This is a genomic window from Marinobacter daqiaonensis (genome assembly GCF_900115285.1).
Classification (GTDB): domain Bacteria; phylum Pseudomonadota; class Gammaproteobacteria; order Pseudomonadales; family Oleiphilaceae; genus Marinobacter; species Marinobacter daqiaonensis.
The window spans coordinates 138,232-158,362 of the sequence record NZ_FOYW01000004.1; the positions used below are offsets into that span (position 1 = coordinate 138,232).

Genomic DNA, 20,131 nt, shown 5'->3' on the forward strand with positions numbered 1-20,131 from the left:
GGGCGCAGCAGGACAGATGCGCAGACGATGAGTGAACGCTTGCAGGTGCGCCGGGCCCGGCGACTGGTGATCAAGATTGGCAGTGCTCTTTTGACCAACGATGGCCGGGGGCTGGATGTGCCTGCTTTGGCGGGCTGGGTCGATCAGATGGCTGAACTGATCCGCGCCGGCGTGGAGCTGGTGGTGGTATCGTCGGGCTCCGTAGCGGAGGGTATGACCCGGCTGGGCTGGAGTCGCCGGCCCGAACACCTGCACGAGCTGCAGGCGGCAGCAGCAGTGGGGCAGATGGGGTTGGTGCAGACCTGGGAGGCGCAGTTCCGGCGCCACGATATCCACGCCGCACAGATTCTGCTTACCCATGACGACCTCTCTGATCGCAAGCGTTACCTTAACGCCCGCAGCACCCTGCGCACCCTGCTGGATTTTGGCGTTATTCCCATTGTGAATGAGAACGACACCGTCGTTACCGACGAAATCCGGTTTGGTGACAACGACACCCTCGGGGCCCTGGTGAGCAACCTGATTGAAGCGGACGGCCTGATCATTCTCACGGACCAGGATGGCCTGTTCAACAAGGATCCCCGCAAAAGCGCCGATGCTGCCTTGATTACCGAGCGCAAGGCAGGCGATCCCGAGCTTGACGTCATGGCCGGGGGCGGGGCCGGTGTGCTCGGTCGGGGAGGTATGCAGACCAAGCTTCGGGCAGCGCGGCTGGCGGCCCGGTCAGGCGCGTTTACCGTTATTGTGGGTGGTCGGATCGACCAGGTGGTTATTCGGTTGCGTACCGGAGAGGCTCTCGGGACGTTGCTGCTGCCTGAGCAGGGTCGGATTGCGGCACGCAAGCAATGGCTGGCCAGTCACCTCCAGACCCGGGGTCGGCTCACGGTCGATGCCGGGGCCGTTCATGTCCTGTGCAGGGGTGGGCGCAGTCTGTTGCCGGTCGGTGTGAGGGACGTGGCGGGTCAGTTCCGTCGCGGCGAGATGGTGTCCTGTGTGGACGAGTCGGGCAGGGAGGTTGCCCGCGGACTGGTGAATTACGACGCTGAGGAGGCTCGCGCCATTGCGGGGCACGCCAGCGACCGGATTGTGGAAGTGCTGGGCTACGTGTCCGACGAGGAAATGATTCATCGGGACAATCTGGTGCTGGTCTGACTGTCGCGCAAGCGCAGTTCCGGCAATAAAAAACCCCGCTCTCAGGCGGGGTTTTTAGTGTCGCTGACGGCCGGGATTCAGGCCTTAAGGGACTTGATCTTGGCGGTCAGGCGGCTCTTATGGCGTGCCACCTTGTTCTTGGCGAAGATGCCCTTGTTGACCATGCTGTCCAGAACCGGCTGAGCCTGCTTGAATGCAGCCTGGGCTTCTTCATAGTTGCCGGATTCAATCTTGGACTGAACCTTTTTCATGTAAGTGCGTGCCATGGAACGCAGGCTGGCGTTGTGCTTGCGGTTCTTCTCGTTCTGACGTGCGCGCTTCTTGGCTTGCGGGGTATTTGCCACCGTGTAACTCCTGAAAAAAACTGAATGAAAATCTGGGTTCGTTGAGGGCTGCCTTCCCCGACTGTTTTCCCGGAGTACGGACCCTGCGATCGTAGCCGCGCCTACTGCTCTCGGCGCGTCAAAATAAATGACGCGGAATGATGCCCTCAACGGGCCTCGATGTCAAGTCTGAGGCCGGCTTCACCGCGGCCCGGAGGGCTGTGATAAACTCCCGCGACACTCGCCACAGGAAGCGGTCCGAATGAGCCAGCCGGAAAACCGGGAAGCCCCAGAAAAAGCGTTGCCCAAAGCGCCGGGTCTGCTGCGCTCATCCGGTCTTGTCGGAATGATGACCATGCTGTCCCGGGTGCTTGGCCTGGTGCGGGACATGGTGATTGCCCGGTATTTTGGCGCCGGCGCCGGCGCCGATGCCTTTTTCGTGGCCTTCAAGATCCCCAATTTTCTGCGCCGATTATTCGCCGAGGGGGCCTTTGCCCAGGCTTTTGTTCCGGTGCTTTCGTCTTATCGCCAGCAGGGCGACCTTAAAAGCGTCCAGGGCCTGGTTAATGCAGTCGCCGGCTCCCTGGGGGTGATTCTGCTGGCGGTCACCCTGGTGGCAATGGCCGGGTCGCCGGTGCTGACTGCGGTATTCGCGCCAGGCTTCGTTGATGACGAGGTCAAATTCGGCCTCGCCAGCGAGATGCTGCGGATCACCTTTCCTTATCTTCTGCTGATCTCACTGACCGCCTTTGCGGGCGGAATTCTCAACAGCTACGACCGCTTTGCGGTGCCGGCCTTCACCCCGGTACTGCTTAACCTGACCCTGATCAGTGCGGCCATTTTCATGACACCCCTGATGGAGGAGCCTGTCATGGCCCTGGCCTGGGGCGTGTTTATCGCCGGTGCCCTGCAGCTGTTCTTTCAGCTGCCGTTTCTGATGAGGCTGGGATTGCTGCCGCGGCCCCGGGTGGATTACCGTCACGAAGGGGTCAAGCGAATCCTGGCTTTGATGGCGCCAGCGCTGTTCGGGGTCTCGGTGAGTCAGATCAACCTGCTGCTGGATACGGTACTGGCCTCCTTTCTCCAGACCGGCAGCGTATCCTGGCTCTACTATTCAGACCGGCTGGCGGAGCTGCCCCTTGGCGTATTCGGTATCGCCATTGGCACGGTGATCCTGCCCAACCTTTCCCGTAAGCATGCGGCAGCGTCGAAAGAGGAGTTCGCGACCACGATCGACTGGGCCATCCGGCTGGTGATGCTGATCGGTGTGCCTGCCGCCCTTGCCCTGTCGTTGCTGGCCGAACCGCTGATCGCCACGCTGTTCCATTATGGTGAAGTAACCGACCGGGACGTGGTCATGGCTGGCCAGAGCCTTCGCGCCTATTCCGCTGGCTTGCTGGCCTTCATGCTGATCAAGGTGCTGGCACCGGGGTATTTCGCGAGGGAGGATACCCGCACCCCGGTCAAGATCGGGATCATCGCGATGGTCGCCAACATGGTCATGAACCTTGCGCTCATTCTGCCACTTGCCCATGCGGGGCTGGCCCTGGCTACCTCGCTGTCGGCCTGGCTCAACGCCATGTTGCTGTGGCGGGGGCTGGCAAAGGACGGTGCCTGGAAGGCCCAGGCCGGCACGTTGCGCTTCTATCTCCAACTGCTGGTGGCCAATGGGGCGCTGGCAGGAGTGATCATCTTGCTCAGCAACCCGGCCGGTGCCTGGCTGGAGGCAGGTGGCATGACCCGCGCTGCTGATATGGCAACCCTGGTTCTCGCCGGGGTGGTGGTTTATTTCCTGGCGCTGGCCCTGGTAGGGGTGAGGGTAAGACATTTCCGCCGCCAATAGGTTATAATCGCGCGTTTTCTCACCGGCGACCTGGGTTGCTGGCAAGCTGTCAACAGAGGGTTCGCAGTACACATGCGTCTGATCCGGGGGCTGACCAACCTCAAGCTGCTGTCCCAGCAGAAAAATTCCGTTCTTTCCCGGGGTTGTGTGGCAACTGTGGGTAATTTTGACGGTGTTCACCTGGGGCATCAGACCATCCTTGAGCAAGTAAAGGAAAAAGCCCGGGAACTGGACCTGCCTTCGGTGGTCATGGTTTTCGAGCCTCAGCCGCGGGAGTTTTTCCAGGGGGACGAAGCGCCCCCCCGCCTGACCGGCTTTCGCCAGAAATTCGAGACCCTGCTGGCCAACGGCGTGGACCTGGTGTTGTGCCTGAAATTCGATGAAACCTTTCGCAGTTATTCCGGCATGGGGTTTATCGACGACGTGCTGATCGATGGCCTGAACGTTCGTCACCTGGTGGTGGGGGATGATTTCCGTTTTGGCTGTGACCGGGCCGGTGATTTCCGGTTGCTGGAGCAGGTCGGGGGGCAGTCAGGGTTTACGGTTGAAAACACCCGTACCGTCGCCGTCGACGGCGAACGGGTCAGCAGTACCCGGGTCCGCAAGGCACTGATGGACAATCAGCTGGAGCTCGCCGAGCGTCTGCTGGGGCGACCCTATGCCATCCGCGGCCGGGTTGTGCACGGCCGTGAGCTGGGGCGTCAGATCGGTGCCCGCACCGCCAATATCCTGCTGGGACGGCTTGCTCCGTTGCGGGGCGTCTACGTGGTGGCAGTGACGCTGCCCGACGGGGAGCGCCGGGACGGAGTAGCCAATATCGGCCTCAGGCCTACGGTGGACGGGCGTCAGCCATCCCTGGAAGTGCACCTGTTTGACTTTGCTGGCACACTTTATGGCCAGCGCATTGAGGTCGTGTTCCGTCACCCGCTGCGGGACGAGATCAAGTTTGATTCCATTGAAGAACTCAAAGACCAGATTGCCCGGGACTTCCGTGATGCCCGGGCATGGATTGCCGACCACGGCACGGTCGCCAACCAACACTGACCGAGAGACTATGAGCGACTACAAGCACACCCTGAATCTGCCTGAAACCGCCTTTCCCATGCGCGGTAACCTGGCCAAGCGCGAGCCGGACATGCTCGCCCGCTGGCAGGAGATGGACGTCTACGGCAACCTGCGGAAGCAGCGTGAGGGCCGGGACAAGTTCATTCTTCACGATGGCCCTCCCTACGCCAACGGCAGCATTCACATCGGTCATGCGGTCAACAAGATTCTCAAGGACATGATCGTCAAGTCCCGCAGCTTCATGGGCTACGACGCGCCTTATGTTCCCGGGTGGGACTGCCATGGCCTGCCCATCGAGCACAAGGTGGAACAGGAAATCGGCAAGGCGGGCGTCAAGGTGGACTACAAGACTTTCCGCCAGGCCTGCCGCGACTATGCCACCAAGCAGATCGAAGGTCAGAAAACCGACTTCATCCGTCTTGGGGTCATGGGTGAGTGGGAAAAGCCCTACCTGACCATGGATCCGAAGGTGGAAGCGGGTATCGTCCGTGCCCTGGGCAAGATCGTTGCCAAGGGACACCTGGTGCGGGGCTACAAGCCGGTCTACTGGAGTGTGGTCGGGCAGTCCGCCCTGGCCGAGGCCGAGGTGGAGTACCAGGACAAGACCTCCACCCAGATCGACGTGCGCTTCACCGCCGTGGACCAGGACAAGGCCCTCGCCGCTTTTGGAGCGGAGCAGGGCGAAGGCGATGTCTCGGTGGTGATCTGGACCACCACCCCCTGGACCATCCCCGCCAACCAGGCTGTCTCTCTCCATGGCGATCTGGCATACGCGCTGGTACAGACCAACGTGGGCCGGGGCCCGGAGCGGATGATCCTGGCAGCGGATATGGTGGACGGTATCATGAGCCGGTGGGGCGTGGACCAGTACGAGGTGCTGGGCACATGTGCCGGTGCCGATCTGGAGCGCCTTCAGCTACATCATCCGGTTTATGACCGGCAGGTGCCGGTCATTCTCGGTGAGCACGTCTCCACAGACGCCGGTACCGGTGCGGTGCACACCGCTCCGGACCACGGCATGGAAGATTTCGAAGTGGGCAAGGCCTACGGTATCGGCACCATCAATCTGGTTCAGGCCGACGGCACCTACACCCAGGCCGCAGGCGAATTTGCCGGCATTCACGTCTACAAGGCGGACGAGCCAATCTGCGCCGCTCTCGAGCGGGAAGGCAAGCTGGTGCGCTCGGAAAAATTTCAGCACAGCTATCCCCATTGCTGGCGGACCAAGACCCCGTTGATCTACCGGGCGACACCGCAATGGTTCATCAGCATGGAGAAAGAGAACCTCCGCACCGACGCCCTCGAAGCCATCAAGGGCGTGCGCTGGGTGCCGGCCTGGGGCCAGAACCGTATCGAGGCCATGTTCCAGCAGAGTCCGGACTGGTGTATCTCCCGCCAGCGGACCTGGGGCGTGCCCATCACACTGTTCATCCACAAGGAAACCCAGGACCTGCACCCGGATACCCAGGCGCTGATCGAAAAGGTTGCCCAGGCGGTCGAGAAGGGCGGCATAGATGCGTGGTACGAAATCGAGACCGCAGAGCTGCTGGGTGATGACGCGGACAACTACGACAAAGTGACCGACACCCTGGACGTATGGTTCGACTCGGGCGTCACCCATGAGTCCGTATTGCGCCCGCGGCCGGAGCTGGGGCAGTTTCCGGCGGATCTGTACCTGGAGGGATCAGACCAGCACCGCGGCTGGTTCCAGTCCTCCCTCAAGACCTCCATCGCCATGAACGGCGTGGCGCCGTACCGCCAGGTGCTGACCCACGGCTTCACTGTGGACGGCAAGGGCCGCAAGATGTCCAAGTCCCTGGGCAACGTGATTGCGCCCCAGGAAGTGATGAACGAGCTGGGTGCGGATATCCTGCGGCTGTGGGTATCCGCCACCGATTACAGCGGCGAGATGACGGTGTCCAAGGACATCCTCAAGCAGACTGCCGACGGCTACCGCCGGATCCGCAATACCGCCCGTTTTCTGCTCAGCAACCTGACCGGGTTCGAGCCGGACCAGCACACGGTGGCGCCCGAGGATATGATCGCCCTGGATCGCTGGATGGTGGACCGTACCCTGCAGCTGCAACAGGAGCTGAATGAGGACTACGGCAACTACGCCTTCCTGAGGATCTACCAGAAGGTCTATAACTTCTGTGAAGCGACACTGGGTGGCTTCTACCTGGATATCATCAAGGATCGTCAGTACACCACGCCGGCGGACAGCCTGGCCCGGCGTTCCTGCCAGACCGCGCTCTTTCATGTCGCAGAAGCGCTGGTCCGCTGGATCGCGCCGATTCTCAGCTTCACCGCGGACGAAATCTGGCAGCACCTGCCAGGCAAGCGCAGCGATACGGTATTCTACGAGACCTGGTACGACGGCCTGACCGCGCTTCCGGAGGACTCGGAGCTGGGTCGCGAATACTGGCGGGAGATCTACAGCGTTAAGGAAGCGGTTAACAAGCGTCTGGAAGAGGCCCGGGGCCGTGGGGAGATCAAGGGCTCCCTCAGCGCCGAAGTCACGCTTTACTGCGAAGGTGCGCTGGCCGAGAAACTGCAGCACCTTGGAGATGAGCTCCGCTTTGTGCTGATCACCTCCGAAGCCACTGTGAAGCCGGTCAGCGAGGCGGATGGCGCCGAGCAGACGGCCCATGAGGGCCTGATGGTGAAGGTTACGCCTGCGGTCCATGACAAGTGCGAGCGCTGCTGGCACCACCGGGCCGATGTGGGTCAGCACGAAAAATACAGTGACCTTTGCGGCCGCTGCGTGACCAACGTGGAAGGGCCGGGCGAAACCCGGGCCTTCGCCTGAGGAACCCGGCGGGATGGATGCACTCATGACCCGTGAGCAAACCGGAACCAAGCTCAAGTGGCTCTGGCTGACGGCGCTGGTGATCGCCCTGGACCTGGGCAGCAAGGCAATGGCAACCGCCATGCTGAACTATGGTGAGCCGGTGCCGGTCATGCCGATGTTCAACCTGACCATGCTCCATAACAAGGGTGCCGCCTTCAGTTTCCTGGCGGATGCGGCGGGATGGCAGCGCTGGTTTTTCGTGGCCCTCGCCGTGGTGGTCAGCGTTGTTCTGGTTTACTGGCTCAGGGGTCTGAAACGCCATGAAACCTGGATCGCCGTTGCCATCGCGCTGATTCTCGGTGGCGCTCTCGGGAATGTCTATGACCGGGTGGTGCATGGCTACGTCGTGGATTTCCTTCACTTCTACTGGGGGGACTGGCACTTTCCGGCCTTTAACCTCGCCGATACCGCCATTACCATAGGTGCTGGCATGATGATTCTGGATATGTTCCGCAAGCCTCCTGTCGAGGCTGGGGACGGGAGCGATGAACGCCAATGAACGATTTGCCGATTGACCAGGGAACACGGGTTACCCTGAACTTCGCCCTCAAGTTCGACAGCGGCGAAGTGATCGACTCCACCTTCGAGAAGGCCCCCGCGACCCTTGAGATCGGTGACGAGAACCTGCCGGAGAACTTCGAGGCTTACCTGATGGGGCTCAAGGCGGGCGACCGCAAAAGCTTCCAGGTACCGCCGGAGAAGGGATTTGGCCAGCACAATCCGAGCAATGTCCAGACCTTCAAGCGCCACGAGTTCAGCGCCGATATGGTGCTGGAACCGGGTGTTATGATCTCCTTTGCTGACGCCCGTCAGAGCGAACTGCCCGGCGTGGTGAGCCGCGTCGAAGGCGACCAGGTGGATGTGGACTTCAACCATCCGCTGGCGGGGCGTACACTGACGTTTGAAGTGGAAATCATCGACGTGGAGCCGGTTGCCACGGCGCATTGAGCCGACGCCAGCACTGAAGCCGGGGGGCGCCGATGTGGGGTACCTCTCACCGGGACCTTCAAAAACAGGGATGTTTTTGTCGAGCGCACATGGATGTGTTCACCGCGTGTCCCGGAGAGAGGTACCCCGCAGCGGCGCCTTACTCCAAAAGTCTGAAGGCCCGAGTGAACCAAGCAACATGCAAATCCGACTAGCAAACCCCCGTGGCTTCTGCGCCGGGGTAGACAGAGCCATCGAAATCGTCAACCGGGCCCTGGAGGTCTTCGGGGCCCCCATCTACGTGCGCCACGAAGTGGTCCACAACAAGTACGTGGTAGACGACCTTCGCAACCGCGGGGCGGTTTTCGTGGACGAACTGGACGAAGTGCCGGACGATACCCTGGTCATCTTCAGTGCCCACGGCGTGTCCCAGGCCGTACAGAACGAAGCGGCCCGCCGGGGCCTGAAAGTCTTCGACGCCACCTGTCCGCTGGTCACCAAGGTGCATCTGGAGGTCATGCGCTACAGCCGTGATGGCCGTGAATGCGTGCTCATCGGTCACCATGGCCACCCCGAAGTGGAAGGGACCATGGGCCAGTATGATCACAGCAACGGTGGAAACATCTACCTGGTGGAGAGCGAGCAGGATGTCGCCAGGCTGGAGGTCAAAGACCCGGGCCGGCTGTCCTATGTGACCCAGACTACGCTCTCCATGGACGACACCGCACGGGTCATTGACGCCCTGCGGGCGAAATTCCCCAAGATCGAAGGTCCCCGTAAAGACGACATCTGCTACGCCACTCAGAACCGGCAGGATGCCGTGAAGCAGCTGGCCAGCGACTGTGACCTGATGCTGGTCGTAGGCTCCCCCAACAGCTCCAACTCCAACCGCCTGCGAGAGCTGGCGGAGCGCATGGGCACTCCGGCCTACCTCATCGACGAAGCGGGCCAGATCGAGCCCCGGTGGCTGGAAGGCCGCAAGGTCGTTGGCGTTACAGCGGGCGCTTCAGCCCCGGAAATCCTTGTTAATGACGTAATCAGGCGCCTGCAGGAGCTGGGGGGGGAAGTGCCTCAGGAAATCGCAGGTCGGGAGGAGAATATCGTGTTCTCCATGCCCAAAGAGCTGCGGATCGATGTGGTGAATATTTAGCAGTCAGGTTCCAGTCTTATGTCCCCTTAGGGCTTTTCCGTGATTTTCCCCTGTCCCTGGCAATAAACGATGACGTGCCGGGACAGGCAACGGCCTTACCTCTCCCTTCCATTTTCTCGTTTTTACAGCATGTGATCGATGTCACGCTGCGGTGCACGCGCTTGCCACTTATCTGTCTATACAAACCGCTTGTCGTTTTTCAATAGATGGCATAATGCTCCAGAATTACTCTTGTGTCAGATTCAAGTGGAAGCGAGTTATGTCAGTGGTAGACAAGCAGTCCGGCTTTACGCTTATCGAACTTGTTGTAGTGGTGGCCCTGATCGCCATTGTTGCAGGTGTTGCGATTCCCCAGTTCTCTCAGCTGGTTGAGAATCAGCGGGTAGTGTCCGCCACGAATTCTTCCGTTGGCCTGCTGAGCTTCGCTCGTAATGAGGCAATCCGGAGAGGACAGACCGTCACCGTGACTTCCGCCGGCAACACCATGACTGCAACCCTTGCTGATGGCACCGTTGTGCGCCAGAACGAACCGGCAGAGGGTAATCTCACAATATCCGCCGGGCAGGTGCGATACCGAGCCAACGGCCTGACTACCATGGCCCTGGGTGGGCAGGTGAGGTTTGACATCTGTGCGGGTTCCGGCCCCGGTCAGCAGGTGACGGTCGGTGCTGGCGGCCGCAGCTCATCCACAGACATCAACTGCCCATGATGCCCTCCGGAACGAATCAATGAATGGCCTTTATCCAGGGACAGCCACCTATGCCTAAAGCCCCTATCAATACCCGCCGCGAGACGGGTTTCACGCTGATTGAAGTGCTTGTCGCGATGCTCATCCTGATGGTTGGCCTCCTTGGTGTTGCCGCGACCCAGTTGTTGGCGTTGCAACAGGTCAACAACGCCAATCTCCGCTCCCAGGTCAATAGCCATGCCATGGAAATGGCGGAGCTGGTTCGTGTCAATGATGGAGCTGTACCGGCGGCTGTCGAGGGCCTCTGGGAAGCATCCCTGCTGCGTACGGTTCCCGGTGCCACCACAAATATTGCCGTTGCCGGCAATACCGCCACGATCACGATCAACTGGAGGGAACGGGAATATGGAAGTTCAGATTCCGCCAAGACCTTCACCTACACGGCGAGGATAGATCAATGACGACGGTGATTCAGAGGCCAATGGGCCTGCAGCGTGGCCTCTCCCTTATTGAAATCATGGTTGCCCTGACGCTGGGTCTGATCCTGACCCTCGGACTTACCCAGATTTTTGTGGCCAATAGCCAGAGCTTCCGGCTTGCCGAAGCCTCATCCCGGGTCCAGGAGTCGGGCCGGATCGGGACTAGCGTGCTGTCACGGGAAATCAGGAATGCTGATTATTGGGGTTGTTTAAGGGACCTCAGCGAGCTGACAAGTATCCTCAACGACAGTGCGGCCTTTGATGTTGAGGCGTTGCTGAGGGGCATAGATGCTGAGGACGGCGTGGGTCCCGGTAACTCCGACCGACTTTATCTTGGTGGTGTGGCAGGCAATGCAGAGGCTTCCATTGTTTTCCAGCCAGCCTTGCCCGCGGCGACCATGCAGGTTGACGATCCCTCCACCATTTTCCAGGACGACATCCTTATAGTGACGAACTGCCTCTCAGGTGACATCTTCCAGGTTACCAATGATCCTGCCAACAATAACTCTGTTCAGGTGAACCACAACACCGGTAACGCGGCGCCTGGCAATGCCACTCAGGCTCTATCGATGGATTACAACGAGGATCCCAACGGGGGCTCCATCTTTCGGCCGCGCCAACAGCGTTTCTATCTTCGCGACAACGGGGCGGGCATACGTGAATTAGTGATTGACGGTGTCAACGTGAATGGCGTCAGTGGAAACACCGGAGTATTTTCAGCTCCCACGGCGATCATCGAGCATGTAAGAGACTTCCAGCTCCAGTTGGGCCTGGATACTACGGGCAATGGCCAGGTAAACAACTGGATAGACCCACCCGGCCTTGCCGCTGCTGGCCAGGTTCAGGCCGACAGTGCTCTTGCGGTGAGGTTCAGTTTCCTGATCCGGTCTCCTGAAGATGGGGTTACTGATGGTGGCCAGTCGTACTGTTACCCCGGCTGGTTGGATTGTGCGGCCAATCCGGGGAGCGAGACCACTGTGGCCGCTAACGACACCTTCTTTTACCGGGTTTACACGACGACTGCGTCGCTCAGGAACAGGATTTAGGGAGCTAACCAATGACACAAAGGTTGAATGACCAGAGTGGAGCGGCACTGATCCTGTCCCTCCTCCTGTTGCTCGTGATGTCCCTGCTGGCGATTTCCAGCATGCAGGGCACGGTCATGCAGGAGCGGATGGTGTCCGCGGAGCGGGAAGGGATGGTGTCACTGGAAGTCGCCGAATCCGCCATAAGGGATGCAGAGATATTTATCGATGGGCTCACTACCCTGACCGGCTTCAACGGCAATAATGGGCTGTTTGGCATGGGCAACGCCACCCCCGATCCGATTGCCAATGCGACGTGGGTGGGAGGTAACGTGCGTGATGCCACCGTCGTGGTGGTCAACGGCACGAACGTGACTCCGCGGTTCTTTGTGGAGCACGTTGGCGATGCCGAGAATCAGGAGAACCTCATGGAAGGGCAAGGCTATAGCGGACCCGTGGCAACAGAGGCACAGGCATTCCGGATCGTTGCGTGGAGCCCGGGCGTCACAGGTTCTTCGCAACGTGTGATCGAGTCCTTCTATACCCGTCAAGGGTTTTGATCAGGGACGCAATGGAGATTACGAAGATGAAGAAACTGCTGCATAAAATCCGGGTTTCGGGCACGACAGTGCTCCTGCTTTTGCCAACGGCGGGATTCAGCGCGCCGGGCGATCTCGCCGACGAGCCACTTTTCCTTGGTGGCGGTGGTGTGCCGGGGAACATGGTTCTCACTCCATCCGTGGAGTACCCCAGCATCAACAGTGTGGCCAATCTCGGGCGGTACAGCAGTTCCACTGAGTTTGTGGGTTATTTCGACCCTGACAAGTGTTACACCTACCGTGTCGGCAGCGTCGACTCGACAACGGGTCTTGACCTGGATGCTTCCGACAATCATTTCGAACCCACCAGCATCGCGTCCAGCCGCCAGTGTTCCGGCGACGCTGAATGGAGCGGCAACTATCTGAACTGGGCTACGACCCAGACCATCGATCCCTTCCGCAAGGCCCTGACAGGGGGGTATCGATATAAGGATACCGCCACCGAGACCTGGCTCGAGAAAGCCCGTCACAGCGGCGAAGGTGGTACAAATCTGTTTCCCAACCGGACCGTTACCGATGCCGTTGAAGTCGCAGGAGCGACGCCTTTCTCCACCAGCATCACCACGCGAATCTCTGGTCTTGGTGTCAAGATGCGTTTCCGGCTGGATGGCGGAGATATGGGCGTTTCATCGTCGCCGTTCTCACCTCAGGGCAATGTCGTTGACGGAACTAATTGGATAACGGGGGCCTACGATCTGGAAGTTCGCGTTGCGGTTTGCGTTGGCAACGAGGCGGGCGGCCTGCTGGAAGACAACTGTAAAGAGTATGACTCTGCCTGGAAACCGGAAGGTTTGATCCAGGCCAATGCGGAAAACATCCGTTTCAGTGTCTTCGGCTACCTGAACGACAGCAGCGTCAGCCGCGATGGGGGCGTGCTCAGGGCCAGGCAGAAATTCGTGGGTGAGCGGGAGTACACCCAAAGCAATGGTTATACGACGAATGCCTCGCCCGAATGGGACACGAGCACCGGTGTTCTGCACCTGAACCCCGATTCTGCCGATGCCACGGCCACGGATGCCAGCATCCAGAACAGTGGGGTGATCAACTACCTCAACAAGTTTGGCCAGCTTAACAGCGGCGACCATAAATCGATCGACCCCGTCAGTGAGCTTTATTACGCGGCGACACGGTACCTCAAGAACCAGGGTAATGTGTCCGCGTACAGTTCCGTCTCTGGCGGTACGGCAGCGGAGCAGGAAAAATGGCGGGATGGTTTTCCGGTGATCGAGAACTGGAGTGATCCGATCCAGTACGAATGCCAGACCAACGTGATCCTTGGCATCGGCGATGCCAATACTCACCGCGACAAGAATCTGCCCGGCAATACATCGTATCGGGCAGATGAGCCAGCCATGCCGTCCGAGGTTTCCAGTGATACCACAGTGGACGTAGTTGCCCGGACAAACCGTGTGGGGGCACTTGAAGGGCTTGGTGACATCGGGAACACCAACAGCTTCAGCGGACGCAATAACTCCGCTTACATTGCCGGCCTTGCCTTTGACAATCACACCACGGATATCCGGACCGATCTCGACGGAGACCAGCACGTTTCCACTTACTGGGTCGATGTTCTGGAAGCGCAGGTCCTGGAAGAGCCTGCAGACAATCAGTATTACCTTGCCACCAAGTACGGCGGCTTCGATAAGCCCGATGGGTTTGACCCGGACACCTTCAGCGGCATTTTCGAGGAGTCCTGGTGGCACACCAATGGCGAGACCCTGACTCCAAATAGTGGCAGCGCATTCAAGCGACCGGATAACTACTATGTCGCCGGGAATGCGGCGAAGATGATTGAAAGTCTCACTTCGGCGTTCAGCAATGCGGGCTCGGATATTACCGGTACTTCCGCAAGCATCAGTTTCAACTCCACTTCCCTGGAGACAGACAGCTTGCTTTTCGGGGCGCGATTTGACGCGGGAGACTGGAGTGGGGAGTTTTTCGCCCGCGAACTGGTGGAAGATGCTCAGGGCGTGCCGTCCGTGGCCACCAGCGATCTGTGGGAGGCCGGTGCAATTCTTGATGCTCGGGAGCTGGCCACGGATCCGAGGCAGATCATTACCTACAACGGCTCAGGAGGGGTAGCCTTCACCACAGCTCAGTTTGACGCCAATCAGCTGAGCGCCAACCAGATAGCTGATCTGTCCGCGGGTGGGGCCACCACAGACGTGGCAAAAGAACGGTTGGCTTTCCTGCGTGGTGAAGCTGTCAGTGGCATGCGGGCAAGGGGCAGCCGTCTGGGCGACATTGTCAACTCTTCGCCCGTCTACGTGGGTAAGCCCGCGTTGAACTGGCCTAACGGTTCGCCTTTTGGATCCAGCAGCTACGCCTCTTTCAAGAATAGCAACGCCAGCAGGGACCCTGTTGTCTATGTGGGAGCAAATGACGGGATGCTGCACGCTTTTTCAGCGGAAATTGCTGTTGCCGATGGCGGCGGGCGTGAACTTTTTGCCTATATCCCGGAATTCCTTTCGTCCACCCAGGCTGATGCCGGCCTGCATTATCTGGCGGACCCAGACTATGTTCATCGCTATTACGTCGACCTGACTCCAAATGTAACGGATGTCTCGATCCAGGGGCCGGGAGGCTCGGCGGAAGCCTGGAGATCGGTGCTTATCGGAGGTGCCCGTGCGGGTGGGCGTGGATTGTTTGCTCTTGACGTAACTGACCCAGGCAATTTCTCTGAAGGCAATGCTGAAGACATCGCGCTGTGGGAGTTCACCGCAGCTGACGATAGCCGGCTGGGTTACCTGACCGAACCTCCCCTGGTGGTAATGGCGCCCTGGGGCAGCAACGACTATCGCTGGACCGTAATGTTCGGTAATGGCTACAACTCCGGCTCGGGGAGCACCGGCGTTTTCATGCTTGATATGGAAGGGGGCCTTGATGGCACCTGGACCTCGGGTACGGACTATCAGTATATCGAGTTTGAGAGCGCCTCAGCCCATGGTCTTTCTGCCGTGACCGCCGTCGATATGAGTGGAGACCGGATCGTGGATCGCGTATACGCCGGTGATCTCGATGGGAATTTGTGGGTCGCGGCGGCAGCCAGCAACGGAAGCTGGGACACCGCCTACAAGCAGGGCAGTACGCCGGAACCCCTGTTCACTGCTGAATCAGGCGGTGTTGCGCAACCTATTACGGCAGCCCCGGCTGTGGTGAGAAGTCCTCAGCCCGGCAATGACCCCAATCTCCTGGTTTTGTTTGGCACGGGACAGTACCTGACCGATAACGATACTTCCAGCACCGCTGTCCAATCCTACTATGGTATCACCGACCGGGGAGTGAAGAATCTCACCCGTGCGTCCCTGCTGGAGCGTACATTGACGGATACCACCGTGGTGGTGGACGGGGATTCCTACTCTGTGCGGGGGGCCACTGGCGATGAGTGGGCCACCGAGCCGGGGTGGTACGTGGATTTCCTGAGCGAGTCGGGTGAGCGTATCGTGCAGCGCACCCAGATCCGGGGTAACTATGCGTTCGTCAACTCGACGATTCCTTCCCAGGATCCCTGCGCGGCGGGTGGCGACGGCTGGGTGATGGCTTTTGGCCTGGACGGGCGTACGCCGGACCTTGCTGTATTTGTGCGGTTTGAAGATGCGGTTGTAGGCTATAAAACCGAAGGTGGCATGCCCAACCTCAGTGGCTTTATCGGCGACTACATGGTCACTCCGTTATCCGACAATACTTTCCTGGAAGATGAGCTTGACCTGGGACCCTCAGGTGCAAAGGGTCGGGTAAGCTGGCAGGAACTCTACGAGTAAACTGAAACGGTTGGCAGCAAGCCGGGGCGAGAGCCCCGGCTACCAAAAGAGATGGGTGTTATGGTGAAAAGCAGTAGGCAGAAGGGCTTTACCCTGATTGAACTGATGATCGTTGTGGCGATCATAGGCATCCTGGCGGCCATCGCGTTGCCGGCATATAACCAATACGTAGAGGATGCGCGCAGGGCAGACGCCCAGGGGGCGCTAATGTCCCTGGCCAACGCCATGGAGCGATTCCACACCCAGAACAGCACCTACGCCGGGGCCACGGTGGGCAATGCGGCTGCGGATATCTTTCCGGCTGAGGCACCGCTTGACAGTGGACAAAAGTGGTACGACCTGGTGATTGTCGCTCAGGACGCCACGTCCTACCGGATAGAGGCCCGGCCCAAGAACGGACAGGGAGGCCTTATGCTTGCGCTTCTTTCCACCGGACAACGGGTTAATTGGGACCAGTAGTTCAGCGTCCAGCTCAGGGGCAGATGACCGGTGAGCCGCCTGCATCTTCAACTACTCCGTCACCGTCGTGATCACGGGCGACCCTGACTCTTCCACCCCAATTGACAACCACCTGTGCGGCTTGACTTGCGTCACCTTCCGCGGGGCACCATAGAATATTGCCGATATGGGAGCCCGCGCGGCCGGTGGCCTCGAATGCCAGATAATTGAAGATTCCGGTAGAGCCGATCCGGCTACCCGCCGAGGCATCCGGAAGTACATGAATTACCTGGGAGGGAACTGTCATTTTACGAGTGCGGTGAGGATCACGAAACGCGGTAATGGTTCCGCTCCAGTTGCGGGTACAGGTTCCCGCCGGGTTCAAAGGGCAGACGGTAACAAGGGTCCGCTCTGAAATGGCAGTGCTTCTGGCCGTGTTAAGGAGTCTCACCAGGTCTGCGGCAGCGCCGTGGCGTTGCTGGGAACGAAGTAAATTGCCGAATGAGGGCAGGGCGAGCGAGGCAACGATGCCGACGATTGTCACTACCACGACCAATTCAATCAGAGTCAGTCCCGCATCCTTGCGATAGATAGTCATGGGCAGAAAGGCCAGGCTCCAAAGAAATGTCCGATCACCTAATGCTGGCATCTCCTCATCTCAGCCGGTAGAGGAAGTTGCCCCTGGCCGCTGTGGGTATAAACTGACACGTTTGGGTGACACGTCGTCACTCCATCCCCAATTTTTTCAATCGATACCGTAACGCCCGAAAACTGATCCCCAGCCGTTTTGCCGCAGCGGTTTTGTTCCAGCGGGTGGCTTCCAGTGCTTTTTCGATGGCCTGGCGCTCGATGTTCTCCAGGAAGTCTTCCAGATTCATTTCTCCGTCGGGGACCGCCGTTCCGGTATTCGCGTCCTGTCCGCCTCTTTCAGCGGGCAGATCGACCGGGGCGGTGCCAATGTGAAGATCGTCAGTGTCGATCACTTCCGAGTCACAGAGAGTGAAGGCCCGCTCCAGAATATTCTCTAGCTCCCGGACATTGCCCGGAAAACCGTAACCTTTCAGATAGGCGAGGGCTCCCGGACTGAGACGGGCAGGGGGACAGTCGTACTCCCGTGCAATGCGCTCGAGAATATGGGACGCGAGTATCGGGATATCTTCGATTCGCTCCCGCAGCGGGGGCACCGAAAGCTCAATAACGTTGATCCGGTAGAACAGATCCTGCCGGAAACTGCCCTCTTTCACCAGTTCGGGCAGGTTTTTGTGGGTGGCACTGAGAATGCGGATATCGACGGGAATTTCACGTGACTCGCCCACAGGGCGTACCGCCTTCTCCTGAATGGCCCGCAGCAGCTTCACCTGCATGGCCAGTGGCAAATCGGCGACCTCATCCAGGAACAGGGTGCCGCCATCAGCGCTCCGGAAAAGACCTTCCTTATTTTCGGTTGCGCCGGTAAAGCTGCCCTTGCGATGTCCGAAGAACTCGCTTTCCATCAGCTCGGAAGGAATGGCGCCACAGTTTACCGCCACGAAAGGTGCGCCGCTGCGGGGTCCCTGCAGGTGAATCATGCGAGCCACGAGTTCCTTGCCGCTGCCGGATTCACCGCTGATGAATACCGGCGCCTGGCTGCGGGCCAGTTTACGGGTCTGGCTTCTGAGGCGCCGGATCTCCTCCGATTTGCCGAGTAGAAGCCCGGGGTCGTCGGTTTGCTGGCTTTCCTGGTGTTCCGGCTCTGAGAGCCTCAGGGCACTGCTCACCAGTTCCCGCAGACGGGTCAGTTCCACGGGCTTGGAAACAAAATCGAAAGCTCCGGCCTTGAGGGCCTCAATGGCGGTGTCCATGTTGCCGTAGGCCGTGATGACCGCCACCGGTGTTTCCGGGCGGTGTTCCTGAATCCACGATACCAGATCAATGCCGTTACCATCCGGCAGGTTCATGTCGGTGAGGCAAAGGTGCGCAGGCTCTGCTTCGAGCAGCTCCCGGGCGGTGGTCAGATCCGGGGCAGAGCGTGTGGCAATGCCCATCCGTACCAGGGTGATCTCCAGCAGCTCCCGGATATCCGGTTCATCGTCGACGATCAGCGCGGTGTGGGTTGTCATGGGTTTGCTTCCTTGGAATGCCTTATATCAATCGGCCTGAGGGGGCAAAGGTTATCCGAAAACAGCAGCCGCTTTCTGTGTTGTCGAGCAAGGCAAGGTGAGCCTGGTTCGCCTCGCACAACTCACGGGCGAGATAGAGCCCCAGCCCGGTCCCCCCCTTGTCGGTGGTGAAAAACGGCTCGAAAACGGAGGAGCGGTGCTCCTGGGGGATGCCGTGGCCAAAATCCCGGACATCCACGTAGGCACGTTCGCCGTCGGCAGTGGCTCCGGCCAGGATCACCAGTTTCGCTTCGTTGGTCTTTTCTTGGCTATATCGGGCACCATTGTCGCACAGGTTGGTCAGCACCTGTTCCATCTGGCTGGTATCGAAGCGGGCTGGTGGCAGCGAGGTGGCAAGCTCCAGAGTGATGTCCACAGGCCGGCCATTGTGATTGCTCGCCTGGATGTAATCCTCCCTGAAGCCGGCAAGCCAGTCCCGAAGGTTCACCAGTTCCGCCCTGGCCTGGCGACGGCGTGACAGATCGAGGACGTTCTCGATGATGCCGTTGACCCTGCGGGAATGACGCTGGATGATCTGCAGCATGCGCTGATCCGCCTCGGCAATGTCGCCGGACTCCTCCATAAGCTGCGCGGCGTGGCTGATGGCGCCCAGCGGATTGCGAATCTCATGGGCAATGCCGGCGGTGAGGCGTCCCAGTGAAGCCAGCTTCATCTGCTGAGCCTGCTGGGTCACTTTGCTGAGATCTTCAATGAACACGAGTACCAGGTCACTGTTGTCTTCATCGAGCCTGGTGAAGCTGGCCTGGATCATTGGCGATGTCTGCTGAACCTGACAGGGCTCCGGCCGCTTGGTGGGGTCCGCTTTCCACGCGGCAAGCCCCTCCAGCAGAGCAACGGGAAGGACCCGGCTATGATGGCTCTGGTGGCCGGTCCGGCCGAAAAGCAGCTCCTCGGCGGCTCCGTTCGCAAGGCGAATGTGGCCATCCTGGTCGGTGACCACAATGCCCGTTCTCATGCGCTGGATGATCTGCTGGTTTATCTTCTCCAGCTCGATGATGCTGCGCGCGCGGGAATCCGCCAGGGCTTCGCTGCGCTGCATGCGACGGGTGACGGACTGCAGGATCAGGGCAGCGCCAAAGTAGAGAATGCCGAGAGAGCCTGCTCTTACCACGTTGTCCACGTTCTCACCGAGCACCATCACGCCCCAGCCCGCGATGGAAAGCGAGCAGATCGCCGCCAGAGCCGCGTAGAAGATACCCACCCGGCTTGGGGTGAGGATATTGCCGGCCGCCACCGAAATGATTATGAGGTTGGCCAGGCCATTGGTGATGCCCGTGCTGGTGGCCAGAAGAAAGTGGATGAACAGGATATCGGTCAGCAAAGAAAGCGTAATGCGTCGCTTGCCGGGACGGTGCCCCCCCATCAGAAACAGGGCAATGAGTATGTTAATGGCCAGGTAAGCCAGCACGCCGGCTTGGTAGTAGGCGGGCAGTCGCATGGGGTGTTCCAGCTGAACAGGATCGACGAACAGCAATCCTGCCAGCACCAGACTGATCACGATGCGGTAATGATTGTAGATCTGGAATAACCGATAACCCTGTACCGGAGAAGAGGTATGGCTGCTCGTCATGGTGCTCGCGCCCGGGTCGGTCGATATGGGGTTCAAACTGTCTTCCCGCTGGTTAATGAGGACATTCTCTGGAAGCAAACTCATCGGCGGCAGAAATCCGC

General features: G+C 59.5%; 17 protein-coding genes. 13 read left to right on the forward strand and 4 right to left on the reverse strand.

The features are described 5' to 3' along the window. Window positions 1-27 precede the first annotated feature (27 nt). Window positions 28-1,152, forward strand: coding sequence for a glutamate 5-kinase (proB, locus tag BM346_RS17600; protein WP_092016447.1), 1,125 nt, complete (start codon window positions 28-30; stop codon window positions 1,150-1,152). 77 nt (window positions 1,153-1,229) lie between these two features. On the opposite strand, the gene rpsT is transcribed toward proB, so the two are convergent. After that, on the reverse strand, window positions 1,230-1,496 hold the full coding sequence (rpsT, locus tag BM346_RS17605; RefSeq protein ID WP_092016450.1) for a 30S ribosomal protein S20: 267 nt from the start codon (window positions 1,494-1,496) through the stop codon (window positions 1,230-1,232). Between the two features lie 241 nt (window positions 1,497-1,737). Here rpsT and murJ point away from each other — a divergent pair, with 241 nt between their 5' ends. The 12 genes from murJ (at window position 1,738) to BM346_RS18325 (ending at window position 16,322) form a co-directional block, all read left to right on the forward strand. Continuing rightward, the gene (murJ, locus tag BM346_RS17610; RefSeq protein WP_092016454.1) at window positions 1,738-3,318 is read left to right on the forward strand and encodes a murein biosynthesis integral membrane protein MurJ; all 1,581 of its coding nucleotides are present in this window, start codon (window positions 1,738-1,740) and stop codon (window positions 3,316-3,318) included. A gap of 72 nt (window positions 3,319-3,390) precedes the next feature. After that, window positions 3,391-4,362 carry a bifunctional riboflavin kinase/FAD synthetase gene (gene ribF / locus BM346_RS17615; RefSeq protein WP_092016459.1) on the forward strand — a complete coding sequence of 324 codons (972 nt, stop codon included), beginning with the start codon at window positions 3,391-3,393 and terminating at the stop codon, window positions 4,360-4,362. A 10-nt stretch (window positions 4,363-4,372) separates the two neighbouring features. Then, a complete protein-coding gene (gene ileS, locus BM346_RS17620; RefSeq protein ID WP_092016461.1) occupies window positions 4,373-7,192 on the forward strand; it encodes an isoleucine--tRNA ligase in 2,820 nt (939 codons plus the stop codon). Window positions 7,193-7,205: 13 nt separating this feature from the next. Next, the gene (lspA, locus tag BM346_RS17625; protein ID WP_092016464.1) at window positions 7,206-7,733 is read left to right on the forward strand and encodes a signal peptidase II; all 528 of its coding nucleotides are present in this window, start codon (window positions 7,206-7,208) and stop codon (window positions 7,731-7,733) included. Beyond that, window positions 7,730-8,182, forward strand: coding sequence for an FKBP-type peptidyl-prolyl cis-trans isomerase (gene fkpB / locus BM346_RS17630; RefSeq protein ID WP_092016467.1), 453 nt, complete (start codon window positions 7,730-7,732; stop codon window positions 8,180-8,182). The genes lspA and fkpB overlap by 4 nt, the downstream gene beginning before the upstream one ends. Window positions 8,183-8,360: 178 nt before the next feature. Then, the gene (gene ispH, locus BM346_RS17635; RefSeq protein WP_092016470.1) at window positions 8,361-9,311 is read left to right on the forward strand and encodes a 4-hydroxy-3-methylbut-2-enyl diphosphate reductase; all 951 of its coding nucleotides are present in this window, start codon (window positions 8,361-8,363) and stop codon (window positions 9,309-9,311) included. A 259-nt stretch (window positions 9,312-9,570) separates the two neighbouring features. Further along, window positions 9,571-10,020 (forward strand): GspH/FimT family pseudopilin, encoded by a 450-nt coding sequence (locus BM346_RS17640; protein ID WP_167812689.1) that lies wholly within the window; start codon window positions 9,571-9,573, stop codon window positions 10,018-10,020. Window positions 10,021-10,070: 50 nt separating this feature from the next. Beyond that, on the forward strand, window positions 10,071-10,460 hold the full coding sequence (pilV, locus tag BM346_RS17645; RefSeq protein ID WP_167812684.1) for a type IV pilus modification protein PilV: 390 nt from the start codon (window positions 10,071-10,073) through the stop codon (window positions 10,458-10,460). Then, window positions 10,457-11,524, forward strand: a complete 1,068-nt coding sequence (locus BM346_RS17650; RefSeq protein ID WP_092016479.1) for a PilW family protein — start codon at window positions 10,457-10,459, stop codon at window positions 11,522-11,524. Before pilV ends, BM346_RS17650 begins: the two co-directional genes overlap by 4 nt. 11 nt (window positions 11,525-11,535) lie before the next feature. Next, on the forward strand, window positions 11,536-12,063 hold the full coding sequence (locus BM346_RS17655) for a pilus assembly PilX family protein (RefSeq protein WP_092016482.1): 528 nt from the start codon (window positions 11,536-11,538) through the stop codon (window positions 12,061-12,063). A 26-nt stretch (window positions 12,064-12,089) separates the two neighbouring features. Next, window positions 12,090-15,863, forward strand: a complete 3,774-nt coding sequence (locus BM346_RS17660; protein WP_167812683.1) for a pilus assembly protein — start codon at window positions 12,090-12,092, stop codon at window positions 15,861-15,863. Between the two features lie 60 nt (window positions 15,864-15,923). Next, complete coding sequence (locus BM346_RS18325) at window positions 15,924-16,322, forward strand: type IV pilin protein (protein WP_174805188.1); 399 nt, start codon at window positions 15,924-15,926, stop codon at window positions 16,320-16,322. Window positions 16,323-16,335: 13 nt separating this feature from the next. On the opposite strand, the gene BM346_RS17670 is transcribed toward BM346_RS18325, so the two are convergent. The 3 genes from BM346_RS17670 to BM346_RS17680 form a co-directional block, all read right to left on the reverse strand. Continuing rightward, window positions 16,336-16,950 (reverse strand): GspH/FimT family pseudopilin, encoded by a 615-nt coding sequence (locus BM346_RS17670; RefSeq protein ID WP_092016492.1) that lies wholly within the window; start codon window positions 16,948-16,950, stop codon window positions 16,336-16,338. Between the two features lie 76 nt (window positions 16,951-17,026). After that, window positions 17,027-18,400 carry a sigma-54-dependent transcriptional regulator gene (locus BM346_RS17675; RefSeq protein WP_092016494.1) on the reverse strand — a complete coding sequence of 458 codons (1,374 nt, stop codon included), beginning with the start codon at window positions 18,398-18,400 and terminating at the stop codon, window positions 17,027-17,029. A gap of 22 nt (window positions 18,401-18,422) precedes the next feature. Continuing rightward, window positions 18,423-20,030, reverse strand: a complete 1,608-nt coding sequence (locus tag BM346_RS17680; protein ID WP_092016558.1) for a sensor histidine kinase — start codon at window positions 20,028-20,030, stop codon at window positions 18,423-18,425. Between the last annotated feature and the right edge of the window lie 101 nt (window positions 20,031-20,131).

What these genes read in the sequence shown, in the direction of transcription:
- BM346_RS17680 (WP_092016558.1), bottom strand. Translation starts at nt 20,030, where the DNA reads ATGACGAGCAGCCATACCTCTTCTCCGGTACAGGGTTATCGGTTATTC.
- fkpB (WP_092016467.1), top strand. Translation starts at nt 7,730, where the DNA reads ATGAACGATTTGCCGATTGACCAGGGAACACGGGTTACCCTGAACTTC.
- BM346_RS17655 (WP_092016482.1), top strand. Translation starts at nt 11,536, where the DNA reads ATGACACAAAGGTTGAATGACCAGAGTGGAGCGGCACTGATCCTGTCC.
- ribF (WP_092016459.1), top strand. Translation starts at nt 3,391, where the DNA reads ATGCGTCTGATCCGGGGGCTGACCAACCTCAAGCTGCTGTCCCAGCAG.
- murJ (WP_092016454.1), top strand. Translation starts at nt 1,738, where the DNA reads ATGAGCCAGCCGGAAAACCGGGAAGCCCCAGAAAAAGCGTTGCCCAAA.
- BM346_RS17640 (WP_167812689.1), top strand. Translation starts at nt 9,571, where the DNA reads ATGTCAGTGGTAGACAAGCAGTCCGGCTTTACGCTTATCGAACTTGTT.
- ileS (WP_092016461.1), top strand. Translation starts at nt 4,373, where the DNA reads ATGAGCGACTACAAGCACACCCTGAATCTGCCTGAAACCGCCTTTCCC.
- lspA (WP_092016464.1), top strand. Translation starts at nt 7,206, where the DNA reads ATGGATGCACTCATGACCCGTGAGCAAACCGGAACCAAGCTCAAGTGG.
- pilV (WP_167812684.1), top strand. Translation starts at nt 10,071, where the DNA reads ATGCCTAAAGCCCCTATCAATACCCGCCGCGAGACGGGTTTCACGCTG.
- BM346_RS17670 (WP_092016492.1), bottom strand. Translation starts at nt 16,950, where the DNA reads ATGCCAGCATTAGGTGATCGGACATTTCTTTGGAGCCTGGCCTTTCTG.
- BM346_RS17660 (WP_167812683.1), top strand. Translation starts at nt 12,090, where the DNA reads ATGAAGAAACTGCTGCATAAAATCCGGGTTTCGGGCACGACAGTGCTC.
- ispH (WP_092016470.1), top strand. Translation starts at nt 8,361, where the DNA reads ATGCAAATCCGACTAGCAAACCCCCGTGGCTTCTGCGCCGGGGTAGAC.
- BM346_RS17675 (WP_092016494.1), bottom strand. Translation starts at nt 18,400, where the DNA reads ATGACAACCCACACCGCGCTGATCGTCGACGATGAACCGGATATCCGG.
- proB (WP_092016447.1), top strand. Translation starts at nt 28, where the DNA reads ATGAGTGAACGCTTGCAGGTGCGCCGGGCCCGGCGACTGGTGATCAAG.
- BM346_RS17650 (WP_092016479.1), top strand. Translation starts at nt 10,457, where the DNA reads ATGACGACGGTGATTCAGAGGCCAATGGGCCTGCAGCGTGGCCTCTCC.
- BM346_RS18325 (WP_174805188.1), top strand. Translation starts at nt 15,924, where the DNA reads ATGGTGAAAAGCAGTAGGCAGAAGGGCTTTACCCTGATTGAACTGATG.